Source organism: Paenarthrobacter sp. TE3676 (assembly GCF_056279165.1).
The window spans coordinates 220,537-241,651 of record NZ_JBWBQU010000001.1 but is presented as its reverse complement, the minus strand read 5'-3'; the positions used below and the strand labels follow the sequence as shown (position 1 = coordinate 241,651).

Genomic DNA, 21,115 nt, shown 5'->3' with positions numbered 1-21,115 from the left:
AGCCATGCCCCACCCTGGCTGGAGCACCTTCCGCTTCGAAGGGATCGGTACGCAGTGGGAGATTTCGACGCCGGACAGCTTAGTACCCGCCGTCCGAAGCGAACTGCTTGAAACAGTAGCGGCATACGACAAGACGTGGTCACGGTTCAGGATGGATTCTTTGGTGTCCGGCCTTTCCCGTAGTGCAGGCAAGGCCACCCTGCCGGGGCACGCCGTCGTCCTGCAAGAGGTCTACTCCGCGCTGTATCGCCTCACCGGTGGTGCCATGACCCCACTCGTCGGCAGCAGCCTGGAGCGGCTGGGTTATGACGCCACTTATGCCCTCACACCGTCGGGCACTCCCCTCCCTCCGCCCCGCTGGGAAGACGTCCTTGATTGGGCAGGAACCGAGATAACAGTGAAGGAGCCGGTGGTTTTGGACATTGGAGCTGCCGGCAAGGGCCAGCTCGTGGACCTCTTGGGTGAAGTCCTGCGGGAAGCGGGCTGCACCGACTTCCTGGTGGACGGCAGCGGCGACATGCTGCACTCCGGAAACCGCCCGGTCACCGTTGCGTTGGAGCACCCTTATAACCCGCGGCAGGCCGTAGGCACGGTGGAGATGGATAACTTCGCGCTGTGTGCCTCGGCCTCGAATCGTCGCACGTGGGGTGACGGCCTGCACCATGTCCTGGATGGAACCACGGGCAAGCCAATACACACCACAGTGGCAACCTGGACCATGGCTGCGAGCGCCCTGATGGCGGACGGCCTGGCCACGGCATTGTTCATGCAGGAACCTGCTCCGCTGGAGAAGGAATTCGAATTCTCATGGCTTACGGTGTCGTCGAGCGGTGCTGCCGCCTTTTCGAAGGGTTTTGAGGGGAGACTGTTCACATGATTGCCGCTAAGTCCCGCGTGGACACCTGGTTGGGCCGCTTCACCATGTACCGCTTGATTCTCTGGGTGCTGGGAGTACTGGCGGCCTACAGCATGGTCCTCAACGTCCTGGGATGGCTGACCTTTGGCCTACCTGAGATGTTGGTCCATTTGGTGCTCTGCCTGGGCGCAACCTATGCCTCCGGCCGACTCCTGGCTTTGCTCTTTGGTGTCAAGCAGCATACGGAGTCGTCACTGATCACCGGACTGCTGCTGTATTTCCTCTTCTGGCCCGCCTTTGGAGCGATGGATATGGCGGGCGTTGCTTTGGCTTGCGTGCTGGCCAGCGTGTCCAAGTACGCTCTGGCCTTCCGCGGGCGTCATATCTTCAACCCGGCCGCCGCAGGTGCGTTCATAACAGGCTTGACGGGGCTCAATATCGCCACGTGGTGGGCCGCCACCCCGGCCATGCTCTGGCTCCTGGTTCCGGGAGTGGTGATTGTCCTGTATCGCACACGGAAAATGCTGATGGGCACCGTTTTCCTGGTGGCTGCCACAAGCATCATCACCGTGGAGCTGCTGAGCCGCGACATGACGCTGGGACAGGCTTTATGGCAGGCCTTGGCCCAACGGCCGTTGCTGTTTTTCGTCGGCTTCATGCTTTCGGAACCTCTCACCCTGCCTCCCCGCCGCTGGCAGCAGTTGGCGCTTGCCGCCGTCGTGGGTGTCGTTTTCGCAGTCCCCTATAATTTCGGCTTCATTGCCAACTCCCCGGAGCTCGCATTGCTGCTGGGCAACCTCATTGCGTTCTTCCTTGGACAGCGCGGCGGCGTCCATCTGACGTTTAAGGGCTCGCGGCCCCTCACCCCCGCCAGTACTGAATTCAGGTTCGAACCGCAGCGGCCTGTGCGTTTTGAGCCCGGACAGTTCATGGAGCTCAACCTGCCGCATTCCGGATCCGACGGCAAGGGCCGTCGCCGCGTCTTCAGCATTACCAGCCCACCTGGCGCGGCTGAGGTTACCTTCGGCGTGGGTACGGCCGAGCCGCTGTCTGCAGCGAAGAAGGCACTGCTTGCGCTTCGACCCGGGGACAGCGTTTCCGCAACAGCGGTGGGTGGAGACTTTGTTTTACCGCACGACGCCGGGAAGCCGGTCCTGCTGATCGCCGCAGGAATCGGCATCACGCCTTTCCTGTCACAGCTGGCTGCCGACGACGCCGCACGCGACACGGTGGTGGTTTACCTCGCGAAAGGTCGCGATGAGCTGGCCTGCGTGGAACAGCTGGAAGCCTCCGGGGCCAAGGTCGTCGCCCGCCTTGCGGACGGTTCCACTCCCCCGGAGTACATGGTCGACGCCGGTACCTCCAGAATCGATGCAGCGCGCCTCAAACAGCTGGTTCCGGACATTGGGGATCGGGAGGTCTTTGTCTCGGGCTCCCCGGCGAGTGTGGATTCCCTTCGAGCCGCAGCACGTGGCGCAGGAGCGCGTCGGGTGCACGTGGACTCGTTTGCGGGTTACTGATTCGAAGGGTTCGGGGCCGGGCTTGCTGCTCCTGCGCCGTGACTTTCGTCTGCTGTGGCGGGTTTTCATTTGCGGCGCAGGGACTGCTAAGCTCTAGGACGTCCCACCGGCAACGGAGGGAACCCTGGATGCCCTCGTAGCTCAGGGGATAGAGCGTCTGCCTCCGGAGCAGAAGGCCGTAGGTTCGAATCCTATCGAGGGCACAACGAATACCCCGCCAGCCTTGCTGGCGGGGTATTTTTGTGTGCCGGATATGGACTATCAGTTGGGGGCTTGCCGGGCTTGGACCGCAATATTGTCAGCCCCTGCTCCTAGGCTGATTTCAGTTGGTCATACCGATAGCCAAAGGGGTTTTGCCGTGATGTGTTCAATCGTCCCGCCGTATATGCTGCGCAGGATCGCTGCCCGGAACGAACCACGACTCCGGGCAGTTGCCAGGGCCGCGAAGGAGTCGTTGCTGCATATCAAGGATCTGCAGGCCATCCGGACAGCCCCCATCCCTGCTGCACCGCCGAGCGCACGTCAAGCCAAACCCGGTCCGCCCAAGCGGACAATCTTCGATGCCGAGTCCTCCGAGACCTTGCCCGGCCGCATTGTCCGCAAGGAAGGAACCCCACCCGTCGGCGACGTTGCTGCGGACGAGGCCTACGACGGCCTCGGGAGCACACACCGGCTGTACGGGGAGATCTTCGGGAGGGACTCCATTGACGATGCAGGGCTCGCCCTGGATGCAACGGTTCATTACGGGAAGCTCTACGACAACGCCTTTTGGGACGGGAGCCAAATGGTCTTCGGTGACGGCGATGGCCAGATTTTTCAGCGCTTCACCAAGTCCGTGAGTGTCATAGGCCACGAACTTGCGCACGGGGTCACCCAATACACAGCCAATTTGGCCTATCGGAACCAGGCCGGCGCGCTGAACGAGTCCATGTCGGACGTTTTCGGGGTCCTCGTCGAGCAGTATCTGAAGCAGGAGTCCGCCCGGGATGCCAGTTGGCTCATCGGGGAGGGCCTCTTTACAGATCAGGTCCAAGGCGCCGCCCTGCGCTCAATGAAAGCGCCGGGGACGGCTTATGACGACGACGTTTTGGGTAAAGACCCGCAACCGGATTCCATGGATACGTACGTACGGACGAGTGCTGACAATGGCGGAGTGCATATCAACTCCGGCATCCCCAATAAGGCCTTCTACGTGGTTGCCACGGAACTCGGAGGCAATGCGTGGGAGGCGCCCGGCCAGATTTGGTACGACACCTTGACCAGCGGATCCTTGCCGGCAACCTGCACGTTTGGAAAGTTTGCCAAGACCACAGTCGCAACTGCTGTGGAACTTTTCGGGACCGGATCAGCTGAGCATGACGCCGTCCTGAAGGCGTGGGAGACTGTGAAGGTCAAGGTTTAGTCAGGTGGCGGGACCGGACAGTTTGGTTCGGTCCCTGCCGGTTGGCTGACAACGGAACGTCGAACGAGAAGCAGCCGGCCATGAAGATCACCGTCCAACGCAGTGGGGGAATCGCCGCGATGACACGCGTCTGGAGCGTAGATGCTGTGTCCCCCGATGAGAAGGAACGATGGGTGCCGATCGTTGAGGCCTGCCCGTGGGACGAAGCCAAGAGTCAGTCCCGGACACCTAATGAGCCGGACCGGTTTATGTACTCCATCCGTGCGGGGCAGCGGCGGGCAACTCTTCCCGACCGCGCCGTAACAGGCCCCTGGCAGGAACTGGTGGAATGCGCCAAGGCCGAAGGTGCAGAGTCGCGGGGCGGGTTCGGAAACCGCCGCTAGGAGGAGCCGCACTCATAGCCCGAAGCGGTTTCGGTCTGCTTCTGGTTTGCGCGATTTCAGATGGCTTCTGCCAACTGCCCCCGGAATGCCCGCCTGTAGCTTTGCGGACTTGTGTCCAACACTTTGGTGAAGTGGTGACGCAGCAGGACGGAATGCCCGAACCCTGCAACACGGGCGATCTCGTCGATGTTCAACTCAGTGGTTTCCAACAGTTCCTGCGCACGCAGCACACGTTGCGAGTTCAGCCAGGCTGCGGGCGTCGCTCCGGTTTCCGCCCGGAAACGGCGGGCAAACGTCCTGGGAGACATGTGGAGCCGTGCAGCCAACTCGTTCACGCTGTGCTCTTCGTCGAGGTGTTCAACCATCCAGCGCAGCAACGCCTCCATGGGCGCTGAACCACAGCGGGGCATGGGCCTGTCGATGAACTGGGCCTGGCCGCCGTCGCGATGCGGCGGTACCACCATGTCGCGCGCGATCGCGGCTGCTACGTTCGCTCCCAGCTCCTCACGAACGAGATGGAGGCACGCGTCGATTCCGGCGGCGGTGCCAGCGCTGGTGATGATGGTCCCGTCCTGAACGTAGAGGACGTTCTCGTCCACGATGGCGTTCGGGTACCGGCTGGCCAGGTCCTGCGAATAGTGCCAGTGCGTGGTGCAGCGACGCCCGTCCAGCAAACCTGCCCGGGCCAGGGCATAAGCACCGGAGCAAATGGACATCACCCACGCGCCCCTGGCATGCGCTGCGCGCAAGGCAGCCATAACGGACTCGGGGACGTCCTGGTCACGGCCGAACGGCGCCATGATGACGAGATCCGCGTCGGCTGCTGCTTCGAGGCCGAGGTTTACATGAAGGGACAAGCCGGATTTCATGCGGATATCACCCGGTTCCGGGGCAACCACGCGGAAGTCAAAAGCCGGTACTCCGGCACCCCGGTCCGATCGGTCAATGCCGAAGACCTCGAAGGCTGTACCGAATTCAAAGACCGAGAAGTTGGGAACCACGATCACCGCCACTGATTTCAACATATTTCCAGTGTGGCAGAAAATTATCTAAATGGGGCATTTCTGCCACTGTTTCTTCGGCTGCCGTGAGAGCAGGCTTGAGGCATGGAAATCTTTGGAATCATCCTCTTCATCGTCCTCATCACCGCCGTTGCTGCCACCGTTTCAGCCCTGTTGAAGGATGGACGCGGGCACAACCCGCCCATCAACTCCAAGGAGCCCTGGAGCGCTTTCGACGCTCCGAGCAGCCCATATTGGAACCCCCGTATCTACTAGGGGGATGCCAAGCCGCCGCGAGGTACACCAGGCCACATCCATATGACGCCCGCCCGTTCACGGAATTCTGCAGGATTCCCCCCGAACGGCGGGCGTCCCTATGTTGCCCATGGTCCCGCCAATGGACCCATGCGGATATCCCATGGGCTAGATTCACATGCATGATCCAAACGTCTGCGCGGCTCCTCCAGCTGTTGTCACTGCTGCAGGTGCGCCGCGAGTGGACGGGACCAGCCTTGGCCCACCGCATGGGTGTGACGGAGCGGACCGTGCGCCGGGACATCGACAAGCTGCGCAACCTGGGATATCCCATACACGCCTCCCCCGGCATAGCCGGTGGTTATCAGCTTGGTGCCGGCGCCCAGCTTCCGCCGCTGCTGCTGGATGACAACGAAGCCCTGGCTGTCGCCTTGGGTTTGAATTCCGTAGCCGCAGGCCCCGTGGCAGGCATCGGTGAGGCATCCATCCGCGCCTTGGCCAAGCTGGAGCAGGTCCTGCCGTCCCGCCTGCGTCCCAAGTTCGCCATGCTGAAAGCCGCCGTCACCACCCTCCCCAGCAACGCGGGGACCGTTGATCCCCAGCAACTGACCGTCGTCTCCGCCGCCATATCGGACCGGCGCCAAATCTCCTTCGACTACGTGAAATCCGACGGCGAATCGACTCGCCGGCTGGTGGAGCCCTACAGGTTGGTGGACACCGGACGCCGCTGGTATCTGGTGGCGTGGGACGTTGAACGGGAAGATTGGCGAACCTTCAGGGCTGACCGTCTTGCTTCCCTGCCATCGGAACGGAAGAGGTACACGCCAAGGCCCCTGCCGGCGGAAGACCTCGCCGCTTACGTGCAGCAGTCCATCACCCGCTCGCCGTACAGGTTCGACGTCGTGGTGCGGCTCCGCGCTCCACTGGCCGAGGTAGCCGCCACCATTAGTTCCCAATATGCGACACTGACTGCCGACGGCCTGAATGCCACCATCCTGCGCTCCGGATGGGACAACCTTGCCGCCCCGGCGGCGTACCTGGCAGCTATGGACCTGGACTTTGAGATCCTCGAGCCTGCTGAATTCAAGGCTTACGCCATGGAACTATCGAGCCGGCTGCGTGCTGCGGCCGGGACTGTGACGGACACAGCGGACGTGGAACCCCACTCACAGTAGACTGACAGCAGCCATGACACTTCATATTTCCTACCCCGCAGAGCTGCCCGTATCCGAGCGCCGCGAGGATCTGATGGCGGCCATCGCCGCAAACCAGGTGACCATCATTGCCGGCGAGACCGGTTCGGGTAAGACCACCCAGATCCCCAAAATGTGCCTCGAGCTTGGCCTTGGAGACAAGGGCCTTATCGGGCACACCCAGCCACGCCGGCTGGCAGCCCGCACCGTGGCCGAACGCATCGCTTCCGAACTAGACGTGGAAATTGGCCAGGAAGTCGGCTTCCAGGTCCGCTTCACCGGTGAGGTCAGTGCGTCCACCAAAGTCAAGCTGATGACCGACGGCATCCTCCTCGCAGAGATCCAGCGGGACAAACTGCTGCGGAAATACAGCACCATCATCATCGACGAAGCCCATGAGCGCAGCCTCAACATCGACTTCATCCTGGGCTACCTCAAGCGCATCCTCCCCCAGCGCCCGGACCTCAAGGTGATCATCACCTCGGCCACCATCGATCCCCAACGGTTTGCCAAACACTTCGGCACCGAAGAAGATCCGGCTCCGATCATCGAGGTCTCCGGACGAACGTATCCCGTGGAGATCCGGTACAGGCCTTTATCGCAGCCGGCGGGCGGGGACGAAGACACCTCGGACGATGAACTCGAAGAGGACCGCGATCCCCTGGACGCTGTGTGCGACGCCGTGGACGAGCTCGCCAAGGAAGCGCCCGGCGACATCCTCATTTTCTTCTCCGGCGAGCGCGAAATCAGGGATGCTGCTGAAGCCATCAATGGCCGCATCCAAACGAACAGGCGCCTGGCCGGGACGGAGGTTCTGCCCCTTTTTGCCCGATTGAGCCTGCAAGAGCAGCACAGGGTATTCAACCCCGGCGGAAAACGGCGCATCATCCTGGCCACCAACGTTGCCGAAACGTCGCTGACCGTGCCAGGCATCAAGTACGTGATCGATACCGGAACCGCTCGTATTTCCCGGTACTCACACCGTACTAAAGTCCAGCGCCTTCCCATTGAGCGCGTCTCACAGGCCTCGGCCAACCAGCGCTCGGGCCGCTGTGGGCGCGTTTCCGAGGGCATTGCCATCCGTTTGTACTCGGAAGAGGACTTCGAGTCGCGTCCGCTGTTCACGGACCCGGAGATTCTCCGGACCAACCTCGCTGCCGTCATCCTGCAGATGACCGCGATGGGAGTTGCCCGCGGACCCAAAGACGTAGAGAACTTCCCGTTCGTGGAACCGCCCGACTCCCGGGCCATCAACGACGGCGTCACGCTCCTGCGCGAACTCGGCGCCTTGACGTCGCCCAAGTCCGGTGACGCGGGTGGCAACGGTCGCAGCGGCAGTGGACTGACCGCCGTCGGGCAGAAATTGGCTCAGCTGCCTGTGGATCCACGGCTGGGCCGGATGATCGTGGAGGCGGGACAGCGCGGCTGTGTCCGCGAGGTCATGATCCTGGCGGCCGCCCTCACTATCCAGGACCCCCGTGAACGGCCAACAGACAAGCAACAGCTGGCTGCGGAGAAGCATGCACGATTCCGGGACGAACTCTCGGACTTCACCGGCTTCCTCAATCTGTGGAACTACATCCAGGAAAAGCAGCGCGAGCTGTCCTCCACCCAGTTCCGCAAGCTATGCCGCAACGAATTCATCAATTACCTGCGCGTGCGTGAGTGGCAGGACCTCTTCACCCAGCTCCGGCAGATGGCCAAACCCCTTGGCATATCGCTGGACAACAAACGGGAAGCGGATCCCGTAGGCAACTACGAGGGCGTCCACATCAGCCTGCTTTCCGGCTTGCTAAGCCATATCGGCCTGCTGGATGAGCGCAAGCGTGAATACGCCGGCGCCCGCGGAAGCCGGTTTGCGATCTTCCCAGGTTCAGCACTATTCAAGAAATCGCCAACGTTCGTTATGGCGGCGGAACTGGTGGAAACCAGCCGCCTCTGGGCACGTGTCGCCGCCAAGTTCGATCCCCTGTGGGCCGAGCAGGTAGCTCCGGACCTGGTAAAGCGGTCCTACAGTGAGCCGCACTGGTCTTCACGGCAAGGGGCCGTCATGGCTCACGAGAAAGTGACGCTCTACGGCGTCCCGATCATTCCCAACCGCCGCGTCAACTACGGACGGGTCGATCCCGAACTCTCGCGTGAACTGTTCATCCGCCACGCGCTGGTAGAAGGCGAGTGGAAGACCCATCACAAGTTCTTCCACCGTAACCGCGCCCTCCTGCAGGAAATCGAAGAACTCGAAACCCGCATGCGGCGCCGGGACATCCTGGTGGACGATCAGACGCTCTTCGAGTTCTACGACGCACGCGTGGGCAAGGAAGTGGTTTCCGAGAGGCACTTTGATAAGTGGTGGAAGGATACCCGCCAGTCAGACCCCGACCTCCTGGACTTCGACCAATCGTTGCTGATGAGCGAAGATGCCGAGGCACTGGACGACTCCGCATATCCGAAGAGTTGGCTGCACAAGGGATTCGAACTGCCCCTGAGCTACGAATTCCATCCTGTGGCTCCAGGCTCGGCCCCCAACCCGTCCGACGGCGTCACCGCCGAAGTTCCGGTGTTGTTCCTCAACCAATTGGACGACGCCCCCTTCCGTTGGCAGATCCCGGGCCAACGGGTGGAGCTGGTCACTGCCCTCATCAAATCGCTGCCCAAGCAAGTCCGGAAGAATTTCGTGCCTGCCCCTGACGTTGCTAGGCAAGCAACCGCAGCACTGGAAGCAGACTTCGATCCCGCCACCGATGAGCTCGAGCCGTCCTTGGAACTTGTCCTTCGACGGCTCCGCGGGCACGTCATTCCCCCTGGATCCTGGAATTGGGACGCAGTACCGCCGCATCTGCGCGTGAGCTTCAAGGTGGTGGACAGCAGTGGCAAGGTGCTCGACGAAGGAAAGGACCTCGCTGGACTCCAGGAAAAGCTGGCACCGGCCACGCGCCGCGCCATTGCCGAATCACTCGGAGCAACACCTGCGACGACGTCACGCGCCAAAGGCGTCAAGGCAACCGGCCCGCTGAGCGCACCCAACGGCGAAACGCCCGCTTCAGGGCCGGCTCCTGCCGGTGGCGGAGCGGTTGCGGAACGCGAAGGTATCACCGCATGGGACTTCGGCGCAGTGGAACGTCAAGTGACGCGCACCGTGAAGGGTCACGCCGTGACGGGCTTCCCTGCAGTCGTCGATGAGGGCAAGTCTGTCGCCCTTCGTGTTTTCCAGACCCGGCCGGAACAGGAAGCCGCCATGCGTGGCGGTGTTATCCGGCTGCTGGCCCTCCGGATCCCGCCACCCGACCGTTACGTGCTGGAACACCTCAGTAATACGGAGAAGCTGACGTTCAGCCAAAACCCGCATGGATCCGTGAGTGCCCTCATCGCTGACTGTGCACTGGCAGCCATCGACAAACTGGTTCCGCAGGATCTGCCGTGGGACAAGGAGGCCTTCGATGCGTTGTACGAAGTGGTCAGGGCAGAACTGATCGACACCGTGTTCACGGTGACCGCCGTCGTCGAACGCATCCTGGCCAGTACGCGGCGCATCCAGAAGCAGCTGAAGTCCAACACCAGCCTGCCACTGATCAGCGCCCTCAACGACATGAAGAGCCAGCTGGAGCAACTGGTGTTCCGGGGCTTTGTGGCACAGACGGGTTATGCCCAGCTCAGCCAACTGCCACGCTATCTGCAGGCGATCGAGAAGCGGTTGGAAAAGCTCCCGGGCAACGTTCAACGGGACAGCCTCAACATGGCAATAGTGCAGGCACTGGAGGACGACTACGACGACGCTGTGTCGGCGCTCCTTCCGGGACGCAGGGCGGGCACCGAGTTAACCCGGGTGCGCTGGATGATCGAAGAGCTCCGGGTGAGCCTCTTCGCCGTCGAGCTTGGTACTGCCTACTCGGTGTCGGAAAAGCGCATCCGCACGGTGCTGAACCAAGCCTTGGCACCCGCATAGCCGCGGCGCAATGCCATGAAAAAACCCGGCGGCGCTTAATAAGCACCGCCGGGTTAAGTCGTGCAGGACTCAGTCCTGAGGGACTGCGTCGCCGTGGCCTGCTTCCCGAAGCGCAGCACGGAGCTTTACAGCCGTGGCCTCCATGACTGCGGGATCGGGGTTATGGTCCACGTTGTGGATTTCAAAGTCTGCCGTGGAGTAGGCGGGCCACACGTGGACATGCAAATGGTCTACCTCGAAACCTTCCATCAGCACGCCAACGCGCTTGGCGTCAAACAAAGCCTCCTGCACCTTGCCGATGCGCTGGGCCACGTCCATGACCTTTGCCAGCAGTTCAGGGCTGGCTTGCGTCCACGAATCCACTTCTTCACGCGGAACCACCAAGGTGTGTCCCTGGGTAATGGGCGAGATGGTCAGGAAGGCGACCACGTCCTCGTCTTTCCAGACAAAACGGCCCGGGATCTCCCCATTGATGATCTTGGTGAACAGTGTGCTCATGCGTCTGCCCTTTCGGATGGTTCCTGAAGTGTTGCGGTGTCCAGTACGAAACGGTACTTCACGTCCCCGGCCACCATGCGGTCGTAAGCTTCATTGAGTTGTCCGGCTCCCACTATCTCGACGTCGCTCACGACCCCGTGTTCGGCGCAGAAGTCCAACATTTCCTGCGTTTCCTCAATGCCGCCGATCAGTGAACCCGCATAGGCGAGTCGTCGGCGGATGAGCAGTCCCGGGCTGACCGGCGGCATGTCGTCCGCGGGGAGGCCCAATTGGAAGAGGGCCCCATCCAGGCGAAGGGTCCGGAAGTACGGGTTGAGATCATGCGGCGCTGCGACGGTATCGATGATGACGTCGATGCTCCGGTTGGCGGCCTCCATGGCGTCCGCGTCCTTGGAGAGGACCACGTGGTCAGCGCCCAGTTCCCGGGCAGCCTCGAACTTGGATTCCGACGTCGTGAAAACGGTGACGTCGGCACCCATGGCTTTGGCGATCTTCACTGCCATATGGCCAAGGCCACCCAAGCCTACGACACCCACGGAGTCGCCTTCCTCCACATCGAAATAACGCAGCGGAGAGTACGTGGTGATTCCGGCACACAGCAAGGGAGCGGCCGCTGCCGGATCCAGGGCCTCCGGAATGCGCAGCACGAAACGCCTGTCCACCACTACCGACGTCGAGTATCCCCCTTGCGTAATGTCGTCCCCATGACGCGGGTCCGCAGCTCCATAAGTACCAACGTTGCCCCTCTCGCAGTACTGTTCCAGTCCTTCAAGGCAGCTCTCGCATTCGCGGCAGGAGTCCACCATGCAACCCACACCAACACGATCGCCGGGGGCAAATTCCTGCACCCCGCCACCCACACGTGTCACACGGCCTACGATCTCGTGGCCTGGAATCAACGGGTAGGGAGGAACCCGCCATTCACCGCGCGTTGCATGCACGTCCGAGTGGCACAAACCACAGAATTCAATCGCGATTTCGACGTCGTCCGCTGTAGGGGTCCGGCGCGCAACAGTCAGCGGCACCAAACCACTGTCCGGGGAAGTGGCCCCGTACGCTGCAGCCAGCGTTCCGGACCGGTTTTCACTGCTATCCAGGGTGACGGGCTTGGCGAGGGGCGGGGGCACAGGGCGTCCGGGAGTCATGCTCCGACGCTACTCCCGGCAGCCGTGCTTGTGCCACTTGGGGCCGCGGAGTCCTCGTCAAAAGGCGTGCTGCCCACAACCACGTCATTCGCAGCATTGTTTGACCACTGCGAGAATGAACCCGGATAGAGCGCCGCACGGTATCCGGCGATCTCCAAGGCAGCAATCTCATGGGAAGCTGTCACGCCGGATCCGCAATAAACAGCAACGTTGGACGACTGATCCAGACCCAACTCCTCAAAACGCCTCCGCAGCTCTTCCCTTGGAAGGAAGGTGCCGGCGGCTGAGACGTTCCCCGTGGTCGGCGCGCTCACCGCACCCGGAATGTGCCCGGCCCTGGGGTCTATCGGTTCTACCTCGCCCCTGTATCTCTCCCCTGCCCGGGCATCCAGCAAGACACCATTGCGATGCCACTGTGCCGCCTCCTGCTCCGTGATGGCCGGCATGAGGCCTTCGCCCAAAGTGACATTTCCGACGGCGGGACTCACCTCACCGGACTCCACCGGGTAACCAGCCGAACGCCAAGCGGCGAGGCCGCCGTCGAGCAGGTACACAGAGACGTATCCAGCGTTCCGCAGCATCCACCAAACGCGTGCCGCGGCCATGCTGCCGCTGTCGTCGTACGCGACCACGGTGTCGCCGTCGTTAATCCCCCACTTTCGAGCCGACTCCTGAAAGCAGTCCTTGGTTGGCAACGGGTGGCGGCCCAGCCCGGTCTGTGCGTGGTCGGCCAGCTCTGTGGGCAGGTCCACGAAAACGGCGCCCGGAAGATGGGCGCCCAGATATTCAAGGTGCCCGTCAGTGCGGCCCAGGACCCATCGGACGTCGAGAAGCACAGTCCGCCGCCCGGTTTCGAGTCGCTGGTGCAGTTCTGACGCACTCATCAACGTGGCCATGGGATCTCCTTCGTTCTGGCGGCTGGTCTTCCTGCAGAGGTTTCGTTGCTGCCGGTGTCCGAATTCCAGCCTAGGCTTATCCGGTGAGCAATTCGTGTATTCAGGACAGGGCATGGGCCAGCGAGGCCATCCGTAAGATCGAGGCCGAGAATAACCGCTCCGCCGACACCCACCTTTATGCGGTTCCACTCCCGGACCACTGGGGAGTCCAGTTGTACCTGAAGGACGAGTCAACCCACAGATCCGGCAGCCTCAAGCACCGTTTGGCGCGGTCCCTGTTCCTGTATGGCCTGGTCAACGGCTGGATCACCGAGGGCACCACCATCGTGGAAGCCTCCAGCGGCAGCACGGCCGTTTCAGAGGCCTACTTCGCCCGGCTCATCGGCTTGCCCTTCATCGCAGTCATGACTAAGACCACCAGCCCCGAGAAGATCGCCCTGATCGAGGATTTCGGTGGCGCCTGCCTGTTGGTGGACCACGCCTCGGAAGTTTACGCCGTGGCCGAAGAGACGGCCAGGACGTCCGGTGGCTACTACATGGACCAATTTACGTTTGCCGAGCGGGCAACGGACTGGCGGGGCAACAACAACATCGCCGAGTCGATTTTCGAACAGCTTTCCTTGGAAGAGCACCCGGTTCCGGAATGGATCGTTGTGGGCGCCGGCACCGGCGGTACCAGCGCCACCATCGGCCGTTACCTGCGGTACAACCGATACAACACCCGCCTGGCCGTTGTTGATCCCGAAAACTCGGCTTTCTACCCGGCGTGGCGGGACGGAAACGCAGCCGCAGCCACTGGCCAGCCGTCCAGGATTGAGGGCATCGGCAGGCCTCGATCTGAGCCCAGCTTCGTGCCGGCGGTCATCGACCATATGATCCAAGTGCCCGACGCCGCGTCCGTTGCCGCCATGCGGCACCTCCGGAAACTCACCGGCCTGCATGCAGGGCCTTCAACCGGGACCAACCTTTGGGGCGTTTGGCAGTTGGTTGCCGGGATGGTGGCTGGGGGCCGCAGGGGCAGCGTCGTTTCCCTGATGTGCGACGCCGGCGACCGCTATGCGGGAAGCTACAACGATGCCGGATGGTTGGCCGCGCACGGCCTGGACCCCGCACCGCATGAAGCAGTTTTGGAAAACTTCCACAACACAGGAGTGTGGACCGGCTAGACCTCCACCGACTCCTTGGGCGCCAGTCGCGCGTAAGTGGTTCCGTAGCGGGCCCCTATCCGGGTGACATGTCCCTCGACAATCCCCCGGCCCAGTTCGTTGAGCAGCCCGTCATGGACAGGGAATGCCTTTGGAGCTCGTACGGAAATGACGAAGTCCACTACCTCGCCCACCTTGGACCACGGCGCATGAATGGGGACAAGAAGGGTTTGGACGCTGATTCCGTCAGGGACCACGAACGAATCCCCGGGGTGGAATACGTTGTCGTCCACCAAGTAGCCGATGTTCGCTACCACCGGGATCTGGGCGTGGATGACGGCATGTTGACCACCGTAAGTCCGGATGTTGAAGCCTGCCGCGTCAAAGCCGGAGTTGGGTTCCACAGTATGCACGCGGGCAGCGACATCCCCGTTTTCCTTCAACGCAGCTGCCACCCCGGCTGGCGCGTGGACCTCCAGCATGGTGTTACTCCGCAGGGCTGCCGTCACTGCCGGACGGTCAATGTGGTCATTGTGCTCGTGCGTGACAAGTACAGCGTGGGCTCCGCTCAACGCTTCCTCTGACTCGGAGAAAGTCCCGGGATCAATCACCAGGACCCTTCCTTCCTTCTCCAACCGAACACAGGCATGGGTGTACTTGGTGAGCTTCATGGAGACAGCCTAGGGCCGCCCGCTGACAGTTTCCAAGGTTCCCCTACTGGTAAAATTGGGGTTTGCCAGCATCCCCAGGGAAGTGAGTCTTTCAATGCCACAAGGCACCAGTCCCGCCACGACCGGCCATGACGCGCCAGCCACCAGCGGCGTCAAGGAGCAGCGCGTCACCAAGCAGCGCTTGGCCGTCAGCGCTGCCCTGGATGAATTGGATGACTTCGTCAGCACCCAGGAGCTGTACCGGCTGCTGCAGAACAAGGGCACCTCCGTGTCATTGGCTACTGCGTACCGCATCCTGCAGTCCTTGGCGGACGACGGACTCATTGATGTCCTCCGAAACGGAGACGGCGAAGCCGTCTATCGTCGTTGTGCAGTCACCGGGCACCACCACCACCTGCTGTGCCGCAACTGCGGCAAAGCAGAAGAAGTGGAAGCACCCGCCGTCGAAACCTGGGCTGCCCGCACGGCAACTGAACATGGCTTCACCGAGGTAGCCCACACAGTGGAAATCTTCGGGCTATGCCCCGAATGCACGGCCAAGAAGGCAGCCGGCAAGCTCTAGAGGGCACCTGCCGGCTGGTCCCGCGACACCCGGCCGTTGATGCCTCTGTTGGCGCGGACCCTGCCAATGACCCGGCACACCACGTAGATCAGGAAGGACAGCGTGGTGACGTAAGGGCTGATGGGAATACGGCTACCCAGGGCCAGGAGAATACCGCCCACGGTGGCCGTCATCGCGAAGAGAACACTCAGCAGCACCACCAAGCGGGGCGATGTGGTGACCCGCAGTGCAGCGGCTGCAGGGGTAATCAGCAAGGCAAGTACCAACAGCGCGCCGACAATCTGGATGGACAGTGCCACGCTGACACCCAGGAGAACCATGAAGCCGATTGCCAGGCCGCGAACCGGAACACCTCTGGCCTCAGCCATCTCCGGGTCAACGCTGGCAAAGCTCAGTGGCCGCCAGATCGCCGCCAGCGCCGCCATCACCACCACTGCGGTGCCGGCCAAAACCTGCAGTTGCACCGTATCCACGGACACAATCTGACCGGTCAGCAGGCCGAACTTGTTCGCCGCGCGCCCCTCATAAAGGGCGAGGAACAGGATCCCCAAGCCCAGCCCGAACGGCATGATCACACCGATGATCGAGTTCTTGTCCCGGGCCCGGACTCCCATGAAACCCAGGAGCACTGCCGCGGCCACCGAGCCGATCAAGGAACCAAAAATGATGTCGGTGCCAATCAGGAGAGCAAACGCCGCACCGGCGAAGGACAGCTCGGAAATGCCGTGAACAGCGAAAGCAAGGTCGCGCTTCATCACGAAGGTGCCAACCAGTCCGCCCAGCAATCCGAGGACAGCTCCTGCCCAGATGGAATTTTGGACAAGTACCAGCAACTCACCGTAATTCTCGAAGTTGAAAATGGTCTGCAGGATGCTCTCGAGATCCATCTAGAACTCCTCCCCCGCGGTGGCGTGGGCATCGTCATGGAAGTGCGTGGTTGCGTCTGGAAGACCGACGACGACGATCCTTCCGTTGGTGTGGATGACCTCCACATGACTGTCGTACAGTTCGGAAAGAACTTCCGTGGTCATGACTTCCTGAGGCGTCCCTACACGGAACTGGCCGCCGGCAAGGTATAGGACCCTGTCTACATAGTCGATAACAGGGTTGATTTCGTGGGTGACGAAGACCACGGCACTGTTCCGATCGTGGCATTGCTTGTTGATCAGTGAACTGACGCCCTGCTGATGATGCAGGTCCAGGGAGAGCAGCGGCTCATCACACAGGAGAACCTGAGGCTCAGTGGCCAGTGCCTGAGCCACCCTGAGACGTTGTTGCTCGCCACCCGATAACTGACCCACCGGCACCTTGGCGTAGTCTGACGCGCCCACTTGCTCCAACAACTCGTCGATCCGCTGGTTGACCTTGCCGGATGCCAACCGCATTCCCCAGCGGTGCCCATCGATCCCCAGCCCAACCAGGTCGCGTGCCCTCAACGGCGTATCCGCTGCAAAGGACTTTTGCTGCGGTATGTATCCAATACGTTTACTGCCGCGTTCCACTGCGTGGCCGCCCAGCGAGACTGTTCCGGAATGCAGTTCCTGCAGCCCCAGAAGAACTTTCAGGAAGCTTGTTTTTCCGCTGCCATTGGGCCCAAGAACGGCAAAGAACTCTCCGGGGTGGATGTCCAGGTCCAGATCCCGCCACAGTGTCCTCTTGCCGAACTGCAGGCTCGCTCCGCGGAGGCTCACTACCGGTGTCAAAAGTTGTCCTCGATCCATGCGCCCCGGGAGGAGCGCAATAGTTGTGCCGCGGGTATCCGCGGCTGTGCTAATGGCAGGAAAAGGCCCCGCAGCCATCCTGAATATCTTAGGACGCCAACGGGGCTCTCCACTGCACGTTGTTATGCGGGGACGGCTACTTCTTGAGTGCTGCCGAAATGGATTCCACGTTATCCGCCATCCACTGAAGGTAGTCCTTGCCATCCGGAAGTGTTTCGGTGAAGTTCACAACCGGCACCCCGGCATTTTCAGCGGCGCGCTTGACGGACTCGGTCTGTGGCCCCTCCGTCTGCTGGTTGTAGGCGAGGAGACGCACAGATTTGGCGCTGACGAGGTCTGTGGTTTCCTTCAGGACGGCGGGAGGGACATCTGTTTCCTCTTCGATCGCGGCGCTGTAAGCTTCCGGCGTCTTATTTTCCAGGCCGGCCGCCTCCAGGAGGTACAGGGGAACGGGTTCGGTAACAGCAACGGGTGCGTGCTCGTTGCCGGCCTTGATGTCACCGAGCTTGCCGGTCAATTCAGAAATTTTGGTCTTGAAGGAATCCGCGTTCTCAGTGAATGTGGAGGCAGATCCGGCGTCCAGACTGCCCAACTTTTCGGCAACGGCATCGGCGAGCTTGCCCATGGCGTCCAGGCTGTACCAGACGTGCTCATTGAACTCGCCATGATCGTGCGCGTGCTCATCTTCGTTGTGGGCCCCGGCACTACTGGATTCCGGGCCGTGGCCTTCTTCTTCGGGAGCCAGCCCTGAGACCTCCACAGCGCTGATCATATTCTCGTGGCCAACCTTGGTCTCGTCAGCAATTTTGTGAAGGAATTCGTCGTACCCGCCCCCGTTCTCCACCACCAGCTTGGCCTTGGAGATCAGCAGCTTGTCCTGGGCCGTGGCTTCATAGGAGTGCGGATCCTGGCTGGTCTTGGTGATGATCGCACTCACGTTGACCTTGTCACCACCGATTGCCTTGACCACATCCCCATAGACGTTGGTAGAGGTCACTACCTCAATGGCATCAGATGAAGACGGAGTATTGCCGCCGGCCGGGCCAGCACAGGAGGACAACAAGAGGGCAGCAAGACCTGCAGAAGCGGCAAGGGAAAGTCGGGCGGCGAAAGGGCGCACGGAGACCTCGGATCTAGTCAAAATGAGAATCAAACACAATTAGGGGCTCCACCCAGTGTACCCCTAAATAGGAATGATTCCAGTTTAGACGGATCTGGCGCCGATGGAGATCCATCGACGCCAGACTCGTTTTCTCCTGCTATTGCGCTTGCTGACCACCGTAGCGGCGAATGCCGGTCGCCTGTGTGGCGTCACGGATTTCACCTACCAACTGCTCAATGACGTCCTCCAGGAACAGGACACCCTGAGTCTCGCCGCCCGCACCAACAACACGGGCCAAGTGTGAACCCGTCCGTTGCATGACGGACATTGCCTGTTCGATCTCGTCATCCGGGGAGAGGTTTGCCAGTGACCGGATGCGCCCCTCTGCGATGGGGTACCTCCGGCCCTCGTCGGGAATGGACAGGATGTCCTTCACGTGCAGGTATCCGGCGAGTTCGCCGTCGTCGTCAACCATCGGGAACCGGGAGAATCCGGTGCGGCTGACCGCCCTCTCGAGGTCCACGGGCGTGGACGCTGTCTTCAGTACCACCAGCTTGTCCAGGGGAACCATGATGTGCGAGGCAGTGTGCTCCGAGAACTCCAAAGCACCGCTGAGCAAGCCCGCTTCGTCGTCCACAAGGCCGTGGCGTGTGGACTCCTGGACGATCGACTGCACCTCCTCCAGCGTGAACGTAGAGGAGACTTCGTCCTTGGGTTCAATTTTCATCAACCTAAGGATGTGGTTGGCCAGCCAGTTCAGCGTCCAAATGATCGGATTGACCACCCTGGCTATGAACATCAGCGGCGGGGCCAGCAGCAGGGCAGCCTTGTCCGCAACGGAGACCGAAATGTTCTTAGGCACCATCTCACCAAAGGTGACGTGCAGGAACGTGACGAACAGCAACGCGATGGCAAAAGCGATGATGTCTGCCAGTTCAACCGGAACACCGACCAGTTCCAAGGGCTCCGCCAACAAGTGGTGGATTGCGGGCTCGGCAACCTGAAGAATCAGGAGGGAGCAGACAGTGATACCTAACTGCGCACAGGCGAGCATCAGCGAAACGTTTTCCATGGCGCGCAGCGTTGTTTGCGCGCGCTTGGATCCCGCTTCGGCAAGCGGCTCGATCTGGCTGCGACGCGCAGACATGACTGCGAACTCTGCACCCACAAAGAAGGCGTTGCCGATCAAAAGGACCACGAGCCAGACGATTCCTGCCCAGTCGCTCATACGGCACCTGCTTCGTGACGCGTGCTTCCGGAGTCAGCGGATGATGATTCGCCCGTCTCCACGTGATGGAAACAGATCCGGTCGATCCTTCGGCCATCCATCCTGGTCACGGTCAGCGTCCCGCCAACGGTGTCCACCACATCGCCTGTCCTGGCAATGCGGCCCAGCTGGCTCATGACGTAACCACCCACAGTCTCGTAGGCGGATTCATCAGGAACAGTGAGGTTGGGGATCTGCTCGGACACTTCGTCCGGCCTCAGCAAGCCCGGGAAATACCAGTCACCGGATGCACTCTGCAGCACTCCCGGCCGAACTTTGTCATGCTCGTCGGATACTTCGCCGACGATCTCTTCCACAAGGTCTTCGAGGGTGGTGATTCCCGCTGTGCCGCCGTATTCATCCAGCACGACGGCTAGCTGAAGGTTGCCTTCGCGCAGCTCAGACAGGAGTGCGTCCAGATGGATAGTCTCCGGGACCTGCAGGACGTCAGTCATGATCGCGCCCGCCTCAAGCTTGGCCCGACGCTCCGCAGGGACAGCAACTGCCTTCTTGACGTGAACAACCCCGCGGATATCGTCCGTCGAATCGCCAATGACAGGGAAACGGGAGTATCCGGTTCGCCTCGCAGCGTCCAGGACGTCTGAGACCGGCTGATCGGCGTCGATGGTTTCCATGCGGATGCGGGGGGTCATGACGTCCGCCGCCGTGCGCCCGGAAAAGTTCAGGGTGCGGGCAACGAAGTTGGCGGTCCCGGCATCCAGCGTCCCCAGCTCGGCCGAGCGCCGCACCAAGGACGCAAGCTCTGCGGGGGTCCTTGCCCCCGAGATCTCTTCCTTTGCTTCGAGGCCGAACAGGTTCAGCACCTTGTTCGAAAACCCATTGAGCACCACGATCGCCGGTTTGAAAACGGCGGTAAACATCAGCTGGGGCCGCGCGAGGCGTTTACCCAAAGGAAAAGCGAGGGCAATGGCCATGTTCTTGGGAACCAGCTCGCCCAGAAGCATCGACAGCAGCGTGGCAAACGCCATGGCAACAATCAGCGCGACCGAATGCGCTACCTCAGGGGCGAGGCCAAGCAAGCCGAGGGGCCCAACGAGCAACTGCCCCACAGAGGGCTCCATCACGAAACCGGTCAAGAGAGTCGTCAATGTGATGCCGAGTTGGCAACTGGAGAGCTGCGTGGAGAGCGATTTGAGGCACTTGAGCAGCGGCGCGGCAGCGTGGTCGCCGTTATCCACCGCCCGCTGAACGCTTGCCTGGTCCAGGGCAACTAGGGAAAACTCAACTGCTACAAAGAAGCCGGTGCCAAGAATCAGGGCAAAGCCGGCAAGGAGAAGAATCCATTCCATTTAGCGCATCACTCCAAGAGTGGGCACGTGCAATGGCGGTAACGCCTCTGGCGCGGGGATTCTCCCCGGCGGAGGCTGGTCGGGTCCCGCGGACGCATGGTCTGCGGCACCACCGGCTGTGAGCGCCGGCGCGTGATGGGCATGTGAACGGGTGTTGCCGGCTCGACGGGCGCGCTGTGCGGAGTTGCCAGATTGGCTCCCCCGACAGTTCCCAGGCCGGCACCTAGATTTACTGTCCATAAGAA

Annotated in this window: 19 protein-coding genes and 1 tRNA gene; 10 read left to right on the top strand and 10 right to left on the bottom strand. The window is 61.5% G+C overall.

Annotated features, from left to right (window positions below; genetic code table 11):
- Positions 1-4 precede the first annotated feature (4 nt).
- From ACZ881_RS01240 to ACZ881_RS01220, 5 genes are all read left to right on the top strand, one after another.
- Positions 5-877, top strand: coding sequence for an FAD:protein FMN transferase (locus ACZ881_RS01240; protein ID WP_476112077.1), 873 nt, complete (start codon positions 5-7; stop codon positions 875-877).
- On the top strand, positions 874-2,376 hold the full coding sequence (locus tag ACZ881_RS01235) for an FAD-dependent oxidoreductase (protein WP_476112075.1): 1,503 nt from the start codon (positions 874-876) through the stop codon (positions 2,374-2,376). Before ACZ881_RS01240 ends, ACZ881_RS01235 begins: the two co-directional genes overlap by 4 nt.
- Positions 2,377-2,506: 130 nt before the next feature.
- Positions 2,507-2,579, top strand: a tRNA-Arg gene (locus tag ACZ881_RS01230).
- Positions 2,580-2,737: 158 nt separating this feature from the next.
- A complete protein-coding gene (locus ACZ881_RS01225) occupies positions 2,738-3,778 on the top strand; it encodes a M4 family metallopeptidase (protein WP_476112655.1) in 1,041 nt (346 codons plus the stop codon).
- 80 nt (positions 3,779-3,858) lie between these two features.
- A complete protein-coding gene (locus tag ACZ881_RS01220) occupies positions 3,859-4,161 on the top strand; it encodes a protealysin inhibitor emfourin (RefSeq protein WP_091468445.1) in 303 nt (100 codons plus the stop codon).
- 56 nt (positions 4,162-4,217) lie between these two features.
- Here ACZ881_RS01220 and ACZ881_RS01215 read toward each other — a convergent pair whose 3' ends face one another.
- Positions 4,218-5,186, bottom strand: coding sequence for a GlxA family transcriptional regulator (locus tag ACZ881_RS01215; RefSeq protein WP_091468447.1), 969 nt, complete (start codon positions 5,184-5,186; stop codon positions 4,218-4,220).
- 81 nt (positions 5,187-5,267) lie between these two features.
- Here ACZ881_RS01215 and ACZ881_RS01210 point away from each other — a divergent pair, with 81 nt between their 5' ends.
- The 3 genes from ACZ881_RS01210 (at position 5,268) to hrpA (ending at position 10,553) form a co-directional block, all read left to right on the top strand.
- Complete coding sequence (locus ACZ881_RS01210) at positions 5,268-5,438, top strand: hypothetical protein (RefSeq protein WP_014922190.1); 171 nt, start codon at positions 5,268-5,270, stop codon at positions 5,436-5,438.
- A 161-nt stretch (positions 5,439-5,599) separates the two neighbouring features.
- Positions 5,600-6,592, top strand: a complete 993-nt coding sequence (locus tag ACZ881_RS01205; protein ID WP_476112073.1) for a helix-turn-helix transcriptional regulator — start codon at positions 5,600-5,602, stop codon at positions 6,590-6,592.
- A gap of 13 nt (positions 6,593-6,605) precedes the next feature.
- A complete protein-coding gene (hrpA, locus tag ACZ881_RS01200) occupies positions 6,606-10,553 on the top strand; it encodes an ATP-dependent RNA helicase HrpA (RefSeq protein WP_476112071.1) in 3,948 nt (1,315 codons plus the stop codon).
- Between the two features lie 69 nt (positions 10,554-10,622).
- Here hrpA and ACZ881_RS01195 read toward each other — a convergent pair whose 3' ends face one another.
- Genes ACZ881_RS01195 through ACZ881_RS01185 form a run of 3 tightly spaced genes read right to left on the bottom strand, consistent with a single transcriptional unit; the run spans position 10,623 to position 13,092 of the window.
- A complete protein-coding gene (locus ACZ881_RS01195) occupies positions 10,623-11,051 on the bottom strand; it encodes an HIT family protein (RefSeq protein WP_091468455.1) in 429 nt (142 codons plus the stop codon).
- Complete coding sequence (locus ACZ881_RS01190) at positions 11,048-12,196, bottom strand: NAD(P)-dependent alcohol dehydrogenase (protein WP_476112069.1); 1,149 nt, start codon at positions 12,194-12,196, stop codon at positions 11,048-11,050. The genes ACZ881_RS01195 and ACZ881_RS01190 overlap by 4 nt, the downstream gene beginning before the upstream one ends.
- Complete coding sequence (locus ACZ881_RS01185; RefSeq protein ID WP_476112067.1) at positions 12,193-13,092, bottom strand: sulfurtransferase; 900 nt, start codon at positions 13,090-13,092, stop codon at positions 12,193-12,195. The genes ACZ881_RS01190 and ACZ881_RS01185 overlap by 4 nt, the downstream gene beginning before the upstream one ends.
- An 83-nt stretch (positions 13,093-13,175) precedes the next feature.
- On the opposite strand from ACZ881_RS01185, the gene ACZ881_RS01180 reads away from it, so the two are divergent.
- Positions 13,176-14,258, top strand: coding sequence for a PLP-dependent cysteine synthase family protein (locus ACZ881_RS01180; protein ID WP_476112065.1), 1,083 nt, complete (start codon positions 13,176-13,178; stop codon positions 14,256-14,258).
- Here the strand turns inward: ACZ881_RS01180 and ACZ881_RS01175 are convergent.
- Positions 14,255-14,908 carry an MBL fold metallo-hydrolase gene (locus ACZ881_RS01175; protein ID WP_476112063.1) on the bottom strand — a complete coding sequence of 218 codons (654 nt, stop codon included), beginning with the start codon at positions 14,906-14,908 and terminating at the stop codon, positions 14,255-14,257. The genes ACZ881_RS01180 and ACZ881_RS01175 overlap by 4 nt on opposite strands.
- Positions 14,909-15,002: 94 nt before the next feature.
- Between ACZ881_RS01175 and ACZ881_RS01170 the strand changes: the two genes are divergently transcribed.
- Complete coding sequence (locus ACZ881_RS01170; protein WP_476112061.1) at positions 15,003-15,470, top strand: Fur family transcriptional regulator; 468 nt, start codon at positions 15,003-15,005, stop codon at positions 15,468-15,470.
- On the opposite strand, the gene ACZ881_RS01165 is transcribed toward ACZ881_RS01170, so the two are convergent.
- From ACZ881_RS01165 to ACZ881_RS01145, 5 genes are all read right to left on the bottom strand, one after another.
- Positions 15,467-16,357, bottom strand: coding sequence for a metal ABC transporter permease (locus tag ACZ881_RS01165; protein ID WP_091468467.1), 891 nt, complete (start codon positions 16,355-16,357; stop codon positions 15,467-15,469). The genes ACZ881_RS01170 and ACZ881_RS01165 overlap by 4 nt on opposite strands.
- A complete protein-coding gene (locus tag ACZ881_RS01160) occupies positions 16,358-17,191 on the bottom strand; it encodes a metal ABC transporter ATP-binding protein (RefSeq protein WP_476112653.1) in 834 nt (277 codons plus the stop codon).
- A 136-nt stretch (positions 17,192-17,327) separates the two neighbouring features.
- Positions 17,328-18,344, bottom strand: coding sequence for a metal ABC transporter solute-binding protein, Zn/Mn family (locus tag ACZ881_RS01155; protein WP_476112058.1), 1,017 nt, complete (start codon positions 18,342-18,344; stop codon positions 17,328-17,330).
- 106 nt (positions 18,345-18,450) lie between these two features.
- Positions 18,451-19,521 carry a hemolysin family protein gene (locus ACZ881_RS01150; protein WP_178996838.1) on the bottom strand — a complete coding sequence of 357 codons (1,071 nt, stop codon included), beginning with the start codon at positions 19,519-19,521 and terminating at the stop codon, positions 18,451-18,453.
- Complete coding sequence (locus tag ACZ881_RS01145) at positions 19,518-20,870, bottom strand: hemolysin family protein (RefSeq protein ID WP_091468474.1); 1,353 nt, start codon at positions 20,868-20,870, stop codon at positions 19,518-19,520. Before ACZ881_RS01145 ends, ACZ881_RS01150 begins: the two co-directional genes overlap by 4 nt.
- Positions 20,871-21,115: the final 245 nt, after the last annotated feature.

Bases quoted from the DNA above. Each gene is read 5' to 3' on its own strand.
- ACZ881_RS01175 (WP_476112063.1), bottom strand. From the start codon at position 14,908: ATGAAGCTCACCAAGTACACCCATGCCTGTGTTCGGTTGGAGAAGGAA.
- ACZ881_RS01145 (WP_091468474.1), bottom strand. From the start codon at position 20,870: ATGGAATGGATTCTTCTCCTTGCCGGCTTTGCCCTGATTCTTGGCACC.
- ACZ881_RS01165 (WP_091468467.1), bottom strand. From the start codon at position 16,357: ATGGATCTCGAGAGCATCCTGCAGACCATTTTCAACTTCGAGAATTAC.
- hrpA (WP_476112071.1), top strand. From the start codon at position 6,606: ATGACACTTCATATTTCCTACCCCGCAGAGCTGCCCGTATCCGAGCGC.
- ACZ881_RS01185 (WP_476112067.1), bottom strand. From the start codon at position 13,092: ATGGCCACGTTGATGAGTGCGTCAGAACTGCACCAGCGACTCGAAACC.
- ACZ881_RS01190 (WP_476112069.1), bottom strand. From the start codon at position 12,196: ATGACTCCCGGACGCCCTGTGCCCCCGCCCCTCGCCAAGCCCGTCACC.
- ACZ881_RS01150 (WP_178996838.1), bottom strand. From the start codon at position 19,521: ATGAGCGACTGGGCAGGAATCGTCTGGCTCGTGGTCCTTTTGATCGGC.
- ACZ881_RS01225 (WP_476112655.1), top strand. From the start codon at position 2,738: ATGTGTTCAATCGTCCCGCCGTATATGCTGCGCAGGATCGCTGCCCGG.
- ACZ881_RS01210 (WP_014922190.1), top strand. From the start codon at position 5,268: ATGGAAATCTTTGGAATCATCCTCTTCATCGTCCTCATCACCGCCGTT.
- ACZ881_RS01240 (WP_476112077.1), top strand. From the start codon at position 5: ATGCCCCACCCTGGCTGGAGCACCTTCCGCTTCGAAGGGATCGGTACG.
- ACZ881_RS01235 (WP_476112075.1), top strand. From the start codon at position 874: ATGATTGCCGCTAAGTCCCGCGTGGACACCTGGTTGGGCCGCTTCACC.
- ACZ881_RS01195 (WP_091468455.1), bottom strand. From the start codon at position 11,051: ATGAGCACACTGTTCACCAAGATCATCAATGGGGAGATCCCGGGCCGT.
- ACZ881_RS01170 (WP_476112061.1), top strand. From the start codon at position 15,003: ATGCCACAAGGCACCAGTCCCGCCACGACCGGCCATGACGCGCCAGCC.
- ACZ881_RS01215 (WP_091468447.1), bottom strand. From the start codon at position 5,186: ATGTTGAAATCAGTGGCGGTGATCGTGGTTCCCAACTTCTCGGTCTTT.
- ACZ881_RS01205 (WP_476112073.1), top strand. From the start codon at position 5,600: ATGATCCAAACGTCTGCGCGGCTCCTCCAGCTGTTGTCACTGCTGCAG.
- ACZ881_RS01220 (WP_091468445.1), top strand. From the start codon at position 3,859: ATGAAGATCACCGTCCAACGCAGTGGGGGAATCGCCGCGATGACACGC.
- ACZ881_RS01160 (WP_476112653.1), bottom strand. From the start codon at position 17,191: ATGGATCGAGGACAACTTTTGACACCGGTAGTGAGCCTCCGCGGAGCG.